An 11,503-nucleotide genomic window follows, 5' to 3' on the forward strand; every position below is an offset into this window, starting at 1 on the left:
GGTCGCCACCGTAGAACGCGCTCCAGGCCGGCTTCACGTCGAGCGGCGCGCCCCACTCGAGCGCATGCACCGGCGCCTTGCCGTAGCCGAAGGCATGCGGCGGGCGCGCGCGCGGCGCCTCGGGGCCGCGCGCGAAGCGATCGGGGAAGATCTGGTAGATCAGCTGCTGCAGCGCCCAGGCGGGCACCAGCGGCTCGCGGGCGATGCGGAAGTGGTGGGCCTCGTTCGGCACGCGGCGCTGCGGGCCGGTCGCGGCGAGCCAGTGCGGCTGGCCATCACTCAACACGCGGAAGCAGTAGCGCGTCGTCGGCCCGGTCGGGCACCACGGGATCGTCGCCTCGAAGCAGGCGAAGCGGCCGCGGTCGGCCGTGCGTGCGAGGGGCAGCCAGGTCTCCTCGTTGTCGAGCAGGAAGCGCGCATGGACCTCATCGAGGTCCGGCACGTCGCTGAGCAGCGTGAGCCGCAGGCCGGCGGCGGTGCGCTCGGCCCACGGGGCGAGGGGCAGGTGCTGGAGGAACATCGGGCAACGCTCGCTGAGGGATCAGCGGAGCGTAACCCGATGCGATGTCACGCAGAGAGCGGGCCGAATTTTCCGGAGCGGTAGTCCTCGACCGCCTGGAAGATCTGCTCATGCGTGTTCATCACGAACGGCCCGTACTGCGCGATCGGCTCGTTCAGCGGCTGCCCGGCGATGATCAGCGCCTGCGCAGGCGCCTCACCGGCCTGCAGCACGATGCCGTCGCGCTCGGCGCCGTTCTTCAGGATCGCCATGCGCTGCGCCCCGACCTTCGCCCCGCCCACCTCGACCTCGCCGCGGTACACGTAGACGAACGCGTTGTGCGTCGCCGGCACGAGCTGGTCGAAGCGCGCGCCCGGCGCCAGGTGCACGTCGAGGTACAGCGGCTGCGTCACCTCGCGCTGCATCGCGCCGGCCACGCCGTGCGATTCGCCCGCGATCACGCGCACCGTCGCGCCGCCGTCGGTCGTGAACTCCGGGATCTCGTCCGACTGGATGTCGCGGTACCACGGGTCGGCCAGCTTGCGATCGGCCGGCAGGTTCAGCCACAGCTGGAAGCCTTCCATGCGCCCGGCCTGCTGCTCCGGCAGCTCGGAGTGCACGATGCCGCGGCCGGCCGTCATCCACTGCACGCCGCCGTTCTGCAGCAGGCCTTCGTGGCCGGCGTTGTCGCGGTGGCGCATGCGCCCGGCGATCATGTACGTGACGGTCTCGAAGCCGCGGTGCGGGTGGTCCGGGAAGCCGCCGACGTAGTCATCGGCGTTGTCGGTGCCGAATGCATCGAGCATCAGGAACGGATCGAGCCGGCGCTGCAGCGGCTGCGTCAGCACCCGCGTCAGCTTGACGCCGGCCCCGTCCGACGTGGCCTGGCCCGTCACCAGGCGCTCCAGCTCGCGCGGGCGCGCGACGGCCTCGGTCACGGGGTGGAAGACGGTGGTGGCGGAAGACATGTCGAACTCCTTGTGGATGGTGGAAAGAACAGAGCGAAAACTCGAAACGGATCAGGCGTGCACGACTTCGTCGATCTGCGCACGGGCGAAGGCCAGGCCCTTCTCGGCCGCGTCCGGGCCCATGTTCAGGCCTTCGGCGTAGAAGAACTCGACGTCGGTCATGCCCAGGAAGCCCAGCACGGTCTTCAGGTACGGCACCTGCGTGTCGGCCGGCGTGTTGCGGTACTGGCCGCCGCGGGTCAGCGCGACGTAGACCTTCTTGCCCGTCAACAGGCCTTGCGGGCCCTTGTCGGTGTACGCGAAGGTCACCTTCACCTTGGCGATCGCGTCGATCCAGTTCTTCAGCTGGGCCGGCACGCCGAAGTTGTACATCGGCACGCCCAGCACGACGGTGTCGGCGGCCTGGATCTCGGCGATCAGCGCATCGTCCAGCGCGGCCCGCGCGGCTTGTGCCGGCGTGCGGGCGTCGGCCGGTGTGAACAGCGCGTGCAGCGCGGCCTCGTCGAGCACCGGCTGCGGCGTCACGGCCAGGTCGCGCAGCGTCACGCGGGCGCCGGGGTTCACGGCCAGCAGCCGGGCGGTCAGTTCGTTGGCCAGCACGGTCGATTGCGAACCTTGGGTGCGGGCGCTGGAGTTGATCTGGAGGATGTTCATGGTGGGCTCCGAAAGGGGTAGAACGCAGTGGCGGAATCGATGGATGAACTCTAGGCGTCCCACAATCCGACCGGAAGCCATCGGATTGGATTACATTGTTCCATCAGCGAGACAGTGGAGCCCCCGATGAGCCTCGAAGCCAATGACCTGATGCTGTTCGCCCGCGTGGCGGACGAAGGCAGTTTCAGCCGTGCCGCCGAGCGTATGGGCCTGCCGAAATCCACCGTGTCGCGGCGGCTGGCCGCGCTCGAGGCGCAGCTCGGCGAGCGGCTGCTGCTGCGCACCACGCGCAAGCTGACCGTCACCGATTTCGGCCACAGCGTGCTGGAGCATGCGCACCAGGTGCTGGCCGAGGTGGAGGCCGCCGCGTCGCTGGCGCAGCACCGGCAGGTGGAGCCGAGCGGGCGGCTGCGCATGTCGATGCCGGCGGACTTCGCCAACATCGTGTTGGGCGAGCTGATGAACGAGTTCCTCGTGCGCTACCCGGCGATCACGCTGGAGCTCGACCTGTCGCCACGCCGCGTGGACCTGATCGGCGAGAACTTCGACCTCGCGATCCGCATGGGCGACCTGCCCGACGATGCGAGCCTGGCGGCGCGGCGGATCGCGGTGTTCCAGGTCGGGCTGTATGCCTCGCCTGCCTACCTGGCGCGGCACGGCGAGCCGAGCGAGCCCGAGGCGCTGATGGAGCACGACGCGCTGCACCTGCTGACGCGCACCGGCGAGCCGGCACCGTGGACGCTGCAGCGCGGCGAGGCGCAGTGGCAGGGCACGCCGCCCGCGCGCGCGACCGCGAACTCGCCCGAGATGCTGATCCGCATGGCGCGTGCCGGCTCGGGCATCACCGTGGTCTCGAGCCATTTCGCGGTGCCGTACGTGCGCAACGGCGAACTGGTGCCGGTGCTGCCGGACTGGTCGCTGCCCGATGTGACGGCCTGGGCGGTGTTCCCCGGCCGGCGCCTGATGCCGGCGCGCACGCGCGTGCTGCTGGAGACGATGGTGGCGCAGTTCTCCGGGCCGACCTGCCGCCGGGCGGAAGAGGAGATCGAGCAGGACCACGCGGCCGCCAGGCAACGCGCCCAGGCAGGCCGCAGCGGCCCGCCCGCGGCGGCGGCTTAGCGAACGCCGGGCGCTTGTCCTACAGGCTCGGCGGGGTGGCTCGCCGTACGCTCGGGGCCCTGATCGTCACTTCGAGGAGACCGCCATGGTCCGCGTGCTCGTGCTGTTTGTCGCCCTGCTGGTGATGGCCGTCTTCACGCTTCTGAACTGGCCGGCCTTCGTCGCGCCGACGCCGCTGTCGCTGGGCTTCACGACGGTGCAGGCGCCGCTGCCGATGCTGCTGCTCGGCGCCTTCGTGTTCATCAGCGTGTGGTTCGTCGTGTGGGCGCTGCAGCTGCAGGGCAAGGCGATGCTGGAAGCGCGCCGGCTCTCGAAGGACCTGCAGGCGCAGCGCGAGCTGGCCGACAAGGCCGAGGCCTCGCGCTTCACCGAGTTGCAGGGTTTCCTCACCACGGAGCTGGCGCGGCTCAACCAGTCGGGGCTGGATGCGCGGGCGGCGGTGAACTCGCGCTTCGACCAGCTGCGGCGCGAGCAGCAGGTGGCGCTGGAGGAGGCGGCGAACGGGATCTCGGCGCACCTCGGGGAGCTGGAGGATCGGCTGGAGCGCTCGCACGGGCTGGCGGCCGAGATCGACCGGCCAGCCGTGCGCGAACACCTGCGCTGAAGCTTCAGCCGAGGTTCACTCGTCGCGGCTGCCGAAGATCCCCAGCAGCGCGAGCAGCGACTGGAACACGTTGTAGACGCTCAGGTAGACGCCCAGCGTGGCGGTGATGTAGTTGGTCTCATGCCCGTCCTGCACGCGCTTCAGGTCGTACAGGATGAAGGCCGAGAAGATGCCGATCGCCAGCACCGACAGCGTGATCATCAGCGCGCCCGACTGGATGAAGAAGTTCGCGATGCCGGCCACCAGCAGCAGGATCATGCCGATGAACAGGAACTTGCCCATCGACGACAGGTCGCGCTTGATCACCGACGACAGCGTCGCCATGCCGAGGAAGACCACGCCGGTGCCGGCGAAGGCCGTCATGATCAGGCTCGCGCCATTCGACAGGCCCAGCACCGCACCGACCAGGCGCGACAGCATCAGCCCCATGAAGAACGTGAACGCGAGCAGCACCGGCACGCCGGCCGCCGAGTTCTTCGTCTTCTCGATCGCGAACATCAGGCCGAACGAGCCGACCAGGAAGACCACCAGGCTGACGCCCGGCGTCATCGCGCGCGCGAGGCCCGTCGACACGCCGATCCAGGCGCCGAGCACGGTCGGCACCATCGACAGCGCGAGCAGCCAGTAGGTGTTGCGCAGCACCTTGTTGCGCTGCTCGACCGAGGTGAATTCACCGGCGTAGCCGGTGGTTGAAACTTGGGACAGGGGATTCATGACAGGTTCCTTCACTTCGTGGGTGTCGTGGGGACAGGAGCGTTCGCGCGGCGCTTGGCGCGCGCGCGGATGTTGAGCGCCTCGACCGCGAGCGAGAACGCCATCGCGGCATAGATGTAGCCCTTGGGCACGTGCGCGTCGAAAGCCTCGGCCGTCAGCGCCATGCCGACCATCACGAGGAAGGCCAGCGCCAGCACCTTGACCGACGGATGGCGGTCGACGAACTCGCCGATCGGCTTGGCCGCCACCAGCATCACGCCGACCGACGCGACCACCGCCGCGACCATCACGCCGATCTGGTCGACCATCCCGACCGCGGTGATCACCGAGTCGAGCGAGAACACGATGTCGATCACCGCGATCTGGCCGATCACGGCCCAGAACATGCGCTGGCCGGCCGCCTTCAGCGCGGCCTCGTCGGTGACCGGCGCCGGCCCGTGCTGCTCCTGCGCCTCGACCTCGACGAAGATCTCGTGCGACGCCTTCCACAGCAGGAACAGGCCGCCGAACAGCAGCACGAGGTCGCGCCCGCTGATGCCCTGGCCGAGCACGGTGAACAGGTCGGCGGTCAGGCCCATCACCCAGCTCAGCGAGAACAGCAGCAGCAGCCGCGAGACCATCGCGAAGCCGAGGCCGAGCCGGCGCGCCTTGTCGCGCAGGTGCGCCGGCAGCCGGCCGACCAGGATGGAGATGAAGATGATGTTGTCGACGCCGAGGACGATTTCCAGGGCGGTGAGCATCGCGAAGGCGATCCAGAGATTGGGGTCGAGGAGAGATTCCATGGCGTGGCAGTGGTGGTCCGCGGGGCTGCCAGGATGGCATGCCGCTGACGCACGGGCAATTCGGGGATCGAGACGGAACCCGGGCCGCGGGCAGGCCGCAGCCGCGGGCCAGGCTTCTCAGGCGAACAGCGTGGCGGCCTTCGGGGGGCGACGCAGGCCGTCCAGCCACGGAGCGGGCCGGTCGGGTGCCGCGTGGAGCGACGGACGGGCCAGCGAGAAGCCGGGGTCCGGCACCGGCAGCGTGCCGGTCAGCAGGTCCTGCACGTCGGCGACGGTTTCGCCGGCCGACTGGATGCGCTCGTCGGGCTCGCGCTCCTGTGCGACACCCTCTTCGAGCGCCACCACGGCCTGCACGGCCGGTGCTTCGCTCGCCTGCGGGCGGGCCATCAGGCCGGCTGCCAGCAGGAAGAGCGTCACGACGAGGACGAGGGTGCGGGAGACCATGGGAGGCGCAGTGTACCGGGCCAGCGTGTCAGGCCGGCCCCGAAGGGCTACTGCGGCTGCTTCGCCACCGCGGCCGGCGCGCCATCCGTCGGATGGTGCCGGCGCACTTTGCGCGAGACCCACTGCACCACGTCGTCGACGAAGGTGAACAGCACCGGGATCACCAGCAGGCTCAGGAAGGTCGACGTGATCAGCCCGCCGATCACAACGATCGCCATCGGCGCGCGGAAGCTCGAATCGACGCCGATGCCGAGCGCGATCGGCAGCATGCCGGCGCCCATCGCGATGGTCGTCATCACGATCGGGCGGGCCCGCTTGTGGCAGGCGTCGAGCACCGCATCCCAGCGCGACAGCCCATGCTCGCGGCGCGCCATGATCGCGTACTCGACCAGCAGGATCGAGTTCTTCGTCGCGATGCCCATCAGCATGATCAGCCCGATCATCGACGGCATCGACAGCGCGGTGTGGGTGACGAACAGCGCGAGGAACGCGCCCGGCACCGACAGCACCAGCGCCGCGAGGATGGTGACCGGCTGCACGAAATCGTGGAACAGCAGCACCAGCACGATGTAGATGCACAGCACGCCGGTCAGCATCGCGAGGCCGAAGCCGGCGAACAGCTCCTGCATCGCCTCGGCATCGCCGACCCCCGCCAGCGTGACGCCGGCCGGCAGGTTGCGCAGGCTGGGCAGCGCCTCGGCGGTGGTCTGCACATGCTCCAGCGACTGGCCGTTCAGCTCGATCTCGAAGTTGATGTTGCGCTTGCGGTCGAAGCGCGCGATCTGCGCCGGCCCGCTGTCGATCGACAGCGTCGCGACGTTCGCGAGCATCACCGGCCCCTTCGCGCCCGGCACCGCGAGCCGCGACAGCAGCTCGAGGTCGGTGCGCGCACCGGCCGTCAGCTTGACGACGATCGGCACCTGGCGCTGCGACAGGTTCAGCTTCGGCAGGCTCTGGTCGTAGTCGCCGGCGGTCGCGATGCGCAGCGTGTCGGCGATCGCCGCCGACGTGACGCCGAGGTCGGCCGCGCGCGCGAAATCGGGCCGCACGATCAGCTCCGGGCGCACCAGGCTCGAGGTGGACGTGACCGCGCCGATGCCGCCGATGCCGCGCAGCTCGCGCTCGACCTGCTTCGAGTGCTCGAGCAGCACGTCGCCGTCTTCGCCGGCCAGCACCACCACGTACTTCTCGCCCGAGCCGCCGAAGCCGACCGCGACGCGCGCGCCCGGCAGCGCCGCCAGCGCATCGCGCAGCTGCTGCTCGATCACCTGCTTCTTCGGCCGGTGGCCGCGCTCGGTCAGGTTGATGCTGAGCGAGGCCTTGCGCACCTCGGCCGCGCCGGCGCCGGCGAACGGGTCGGCGCCGGTGTTGCCGCCGCCGACCGCGGTGTAGACCAGCTTCACGTACTCGTTCTTCTGCACGATCTCGCGCGCCTGCTCGGCCACCGCCAGCGTCTGCGCGAAGGTGGCGCCCGGCGGCAGCGAGATCGAGACCTGCGTCTTCGACAGGTCGTCCGGCGGGATGAAGCCCTTCTCGAGGATGGCGGCCAGGAAGAACGAGCCGACGAAGAACACGACGACCGCGATGGTCGTGATCACGCGGTGGTGCAGCGCGGCCTTCACCCAGCGCATGTAGATCTCGAGCCAGCGGCCTTCCTTGTGCTCGCCCTTCGGCGGCTTCAGCAGGTAGGCGGCCATCATCGGCGTCAGCATGCGCGCGACCACCAGCGACATGAGCACCGCGATCGCCGCCGTCCAGCCGAACTGCACGAAGAAGCGGCCGACCACGCCGCTCATGAAGGCGGTCGGCAGGAACACCGCGATCAGCGTGAAGGTGGTCGCGATCACCGCGAGGCCGATCTCGTCGGCCGCCTCCATCGCCGCCTGCAGCGGCGTCTTGCCCATGCGCAGGTGGCGCATGATGTTCTCGATCTCGACGATCGCATCGTCGACCAGGATGCCGACCACCAGCGACAGCGACAGCAGCGTCACGCCGTTCAGCGTGAAGCCGCCCAGCGCCATGAACGCGAAGGCCGGGATCACCGACAGCGGCAGCGCGAGCGCCGACACCAGCGTCGCGCGCCAGTTGCGCAGGAACAGCCACACCACCAGCACCGCCAGCGCCGCGCCTTCGTACAGCATCGCCATCGAGCTGTCGAAGTCCTCCTGCACGTTGTCGACGAAGTTGAAGGCCTCCTCGAACTTCACCTCCGGGTGCGCCGCCTTCATCGCCTCGATCTCGGCGCGCACGCCGGCCGCCACCTCGGTCTCGCCGGCGCCGCGGGTGCGGGTGATCTCGAAGCCGACCACGGCGCGGCCGTTCAGCAGCGCCGTCGAGCGCTGCTCGGCCACCGTGTCGGCGACGCGCGCGACCTGCTCCAGCCGCAGCCGCCGGCCGTCGGCCAGCGAGATCTCCATCTTCGCGAGTTCCTCGGCCGACCGCACCGTCGCGATCGTGCGCACCGACTGCTCGGCGCCGCCGACATCGGTGCGCCCGCCCGAGGCCTCCTGCTGGATCATGCGCAGCTGGCGCGAGACATCGGCCGCGGTCGCGTTCAGCGCCAGCAACCGGGCCGCATCGAGCTCGACGCGCACCTCGCGCGTCACCCCGCCGACCCGCGCCACCGCGCCGACGCCGCGCACGCTGAGCATCTGCTTGCCCACCGTGTTGTCGACGAACCACGAGAGCGACTCTTCGTCGAGCCGGTCCGAGGCCACGGTGTAGGTCAGGATCGGCGAGCCCGACAGCTCCATCTTCGTGACCACCGGGTCGCGCAGGTCGGCCGGCAGGTCGGCGCGCACCCGCGAGACGGCGGCGCGCATGTCGTCGACCGCCTCCTGCACCGGCTTCTCGAGGCGGAACTCGCCGGTGATCGTGACCAGGCCGTCGGTCACCGAGGTGTAGACGTGCTTCAGGCCCTGCAGCGTCGCGACCGAGTCCTCGATCTTGCGCGCGACATCGGTCTCGAGCTGCGACGGCGACGCACCCGGCAGCGCGGCCGAGATCGTGACGGTCGGCAGCTCGATGTCCGGAAAGTTCTGGATCTTCATGCTCTTGAAGCTGTAGAGCCCGAGCAGGGTCAACAGGATGAAGAGCAGCACCGCGGGGATCGGGTTGCGGATCGACCAGGCGGAGACGTTGATGTTCATGGGGGTCGTCCTTCGGGCGTTTCGGCGGGATCAGCGTGCTGCCGCAGCGGCGGCGGAAGCAGCGGYCGGCACCGGCAGCGCATCGACCACGCGCACCGTGTCGCCGTCGCCGAGGAAGCCGCCGCCGGTGGCGACCACGCGGTCGGCCGGCTGCACGCCGCCGAGGACCTGGATGCGCTCGCCGACGCGCTGGCCGACCTTCACCTTCACGAGCGTCACCTTGTTGTCGGCGCCGACGCGCAGCACGTAGCTGAAGCCCTCGCGCAGCAGCACCGCGCTCTGCGGCAGCGTCATGCCCTGCTGGGCGCCGATCTCGAACTCGCCGCGCGCGAACATGCCGGCCTTCGCGGCGCCGCTGCCGGCCGGCAGGTCGACGTAGACCAGGCCGTTGCGGGTCTGCGCGTCGACGGTCGGCGCGACGATGCGCAGCTTGCCGGTGATGGCTTCGCCGCCCGCCGGCTGCACCCGCACCGCCATGCCCGGCTTCAGCGGGCCGATCTCGGACGACGGCACCTCCGCGCGCCATTCGAGCCGGCCGCCGCGGATCAGGCGGAACAGCTCCTGCCCGGCCGGCAGCACCGCACCGACGGTCGCGCTGCGCGCCGAGATCACGCCGTGGTCCGGCGCCAGCACCTGGGTCTGCTGCAGGCGCAGCTGCTGCACCTTGGCGGCAGCGCGCTGGGCCTCGAGCCGCGCCTGCGCGGTGCGCTCGGCCGTCAGGTACTGGTTGGTCTGCTGCGCGCTGAGGGCGCCGGTGGGCTGCAGGTCGCGGGCGCGCTGCGCGTTGGCGGCCGCCTCGGCGGCATTCGCCTCGGCCTCGGCGACCGCGGCGCGGGTCTGCGCGAGGTCGGCGTTGACGGTGTCGGGCGCGAAGGTCGCGAGCACCTGGCCGCGCTTGACCACGTCACCGACGTTCACCTTCACGTCGGCCAGGCGCAGGCCGTTGGCCTCGGTGCCGACGATCGCCTCCTGCCAGGCGGCGATGCTGCCGTTGGCCGCCAGCAGCACCGGCAGGCTGGCCGGCTGCAGTTGCGCCACGGTGACCGTCAGCGCGGGCTTGCCGGCAGCAGGCTTTTTCTCGTCGGCGGCCCGGACCGTGCTCGTCACGGTGATCGCGAGCACGGCGAGCAGGCCGGCGGCGGCGAGGGACAGCAGCAGGGGCTTCAGTCGTTGGGTCATGGTCGGGCGTGATCTGTGGATCGTCGGGGTGTTCAGGGGGTGGCCTTCGTGGGGCCGCTCGGGTCGCCGGCCGGTGTCGCATCGGCCACCGGCGTGCCCGTGCGCCAGCCGCCGCCGAGCGCGCGGTACAGCGTGATCCACGCGGCGACGCGCTCGCGCTGCAGGTCGATCAGCGTGCCGTGCGCCTGCACCGCGCTGCGGCGCGCGTCCTCCAGTTCGAACAGGCTGGCGAGGCCGCCCTTGAAGCGCGCCTCGGTGGCGCGGAAGGATTGCTCGAAGCCTTCGTCGGCGATGCGGGCGTTCTCGTTGCGCGAAGCGGTGCTGTCGAGCTGCACCAGCGCCTGCTCGACTTCCTGCACCGCGGTGCGCAGCTTCGCGCGGTACAGCGACGCCGCCTCGTCGTAGCGGGCGCGGGCCGCATCGACGTTGGCGCGGCGCAGCCCGGCATCGAAGATCGGCAGCGTCACCGCGACCGGCCCGACCGACCAGACCGTGCCGCTCTGCGTGGTGTCGCCCATGTCGACGCGGGCGCGCGAGATCGAGCCGGCCAGCGTGATGCGCGGCAGCCGCTTCGCCTGCGCCTGCGACACGTCGGCGCTCGCCGCGCTCAGTTCGCGGGCCGCGTTGAACACGTCGGGGCGCTGGTTCAGCACCTCGGCCGGCACGCTGGCGATGGCCAGTTCGGCCGGCTGCGGGATGCGGGCGCTGCCGGCGGCGAGCTGCGCGCGCAAGGCGGTTTCGTCGATCGCGGTCAGCGCGACCAGGCTCTTGACGGCGATGTCGCACTGCGCGCGCTGCGCGGTCAGCAGGCTGGCGCCCTGCGCGGCGCTGGCGCGCGCCAGCGCGGCGTTCGCCGGCGGCTCGAAACCGGCCTTCGCGCTGAGGCCGGTGAGGCGGGCCGTCTCGGCGCGCGAGGTGGCGTCGGTCTCGGTCTGCACCCGCTGCGCCTCGCAGGCCCGCAGGGCCAGGTACGCGTTCGCCGTCTCGGCGGCCACCGACACGCGGGCGTCGTGCCACGAGGCTTCGGCCCCTTCGAGGCGGTACTGCGCCGCATCGCGGCCGGCCCGGCCGGCGCCGAACACATCGATCTCCCAGGCGGTCTGCAAACCGGCCGAGCTGGTGGTGGCGAGCGGCGTGACGAAATCGGTGCGGGCGCGCGTCGCGCTGGCGGTGGCGTCGAGCGTCGGCAGCAGCGCCGCGCCGGCCCCGGTGCGCGTCGCCTGGGATTGCAGCAGGCGCGAGCGCGCCGAGGCGAGCGTCGGGCTGACGGCCTGTGCGGCGTCGACCAGCTGCGCCAGCACCGGGTCGTCGAACTGCTGCCACCAGCGCGCCAGGTCGGCGACGCTGCCGTTGTGCGGCAACGAGGCATGCCACTGCGCCGGCAGCTGGGC

General features: G+C 70.9%; 11 protein-coding genes. 2 read left to right on the top strand and 9 right to left on the bottom strand.

Annotation, left to right across the window (positions count from 1 at the left end; genetic code table 11):
- From AC1D01_RS08355 to AC1D01_RS08365, 3 genes are all read right to left on the bottom strand, one after another.
- A partial coding sequence (locus AC1D01_RS08355; protein WP_477865588.1) for a hypothetical protein occupies window positions 1–520 on the bottom strand: 520 nt, incomplete at its 3' end.
- 47 nt (window positions 521–567) lie between these two features.
- Window positions 568–1,467, bottom strand: coding sequence for a pirin family protein (locus tag AC1D01_RS08360; RefSeq protein WP_477865589.1), 900 nt, complete (start codon window positions 1,465–1,467; stop codon window positions 568–570).
- Window positions 1,468–1,518: 51 nt separating this feature from the next.
- Complete coding sequence (locus AC1D01_RS08365) at window positions 1,519–2,121, bottom strand: FMN-dependent NADH-azoreductase (RefSeq protein WP_477865590.1); 603 nt, start codon at window positions 2,119–2,121, stop codon at window positions 1,519–1,521.
- Window positions 2,122–2,247: 126 nt separating this feature from the next.
- On the opposite strand from AC1D01_RS08365, the gene AC1D01_RS08370 reads away from it, so the two are divergent.
- Window positions 2,248–3,240, top strand: coding sequence for a LysR family transcriptional regulator (locus tag AC1D01_RS08370; protein ID WP_477865591.1), 993 nt, complete (start codon window positions 2,248–2,250; stop codon window positions 3,238–3,240).
- Between the two features lie 85 nt (window positions 3,241–3,325).
- Window positions 3,326–3,844: a LapA family protein gene (locus AC1D01_RS08375; RefSeq protein ID WP_477865592.1), complete on the top strand. Its 519-nt coding sequence runs from the start codon at window positions 3,326–3,328 to the stop codon at window positions 3,842–3,844.
- A 15-nt stretch (window positions 3,845–3,859) separates the two neighbouring features.
- Here the strand turns inward: AC1D01_RS08375 and AC1D01_RS08380 are convergent, their stop codons facing one another.
- The 6 genes from AC1D01_RS08380 to AC1D01_RS08405 all read right to left on the bottom strand — a co-directional run.
- A complete protein-coding gene (locus AC1D01_RS08380) occupies window positions 3,860–4,558 on the bottom strand; it encodes a Bax inhibitor-1/YccA family protein (protein ID WP_465110031.1) in 699 nt (232 codons plus the stop codon).
- A gap of 11 nt (window positions 4,559–4,569) precedes the next feature.
- Entirely contained in the window at window positions 4,570–5,340 is a 771-nt protein-coding gene (locus AC1D01_RS08385) for a TerC family protein (RefSeq protein WP_477865593.1), read from the bottom strand.
- 117 nt (window positions 5,341–5,457) lie between these two features.
- The gene (locus AC1D01_RS08390) at window positions 5,458–5,784 is read right to left on the bottom strand and encodes a hypothetical protein (protein WP_477865594.1); all 327 of its coding nucleotides are present in this window, start codon (window positions 5,782–5,784) and stop codon (window positions 5,458–5,460) included.
- Window positions 5,785–5,831: 47 nt separating this feature from the next.
- Window positions 5,832–8,933: an efflux RND transporter permease subunit gene (locus AC1D01_RS08395; protein ID WP_477865595.1), complete on the bottom strand. Its 3,102-nt coding sequence runs from the start codon at window positions 8,931–8,933 to the stop codon at window positions 5,832–5,834.
- A gap of 30 nt (window positions 8,934–8,963) precedes the next feature.
- Window positions 8,964–10,112, bottom strand: a complete 1,149-nt coding sequence (locus tag AC1D01_RS08400) for an efflux RND transporter periplasmic adaptor subunit (protein ID WP_477865596.1) — start codon at window positions 10,110–10,112, stop codon at window positions 8,964–8,966.
- Window positions 10,113–10,144: 32 nt separating this feature from the next.
- The coding region (locus AC1D01_RS08405) for an efflux transporter outer membrane subunit (protein ID WP_477865597.1) at window positions 10,145–11,503 on the bottom strand (1,359 nt) is incomplete at its 5' end.

The organism is Rhizobacter sp. P3_B12 (genome assembly GCF_056402895.1).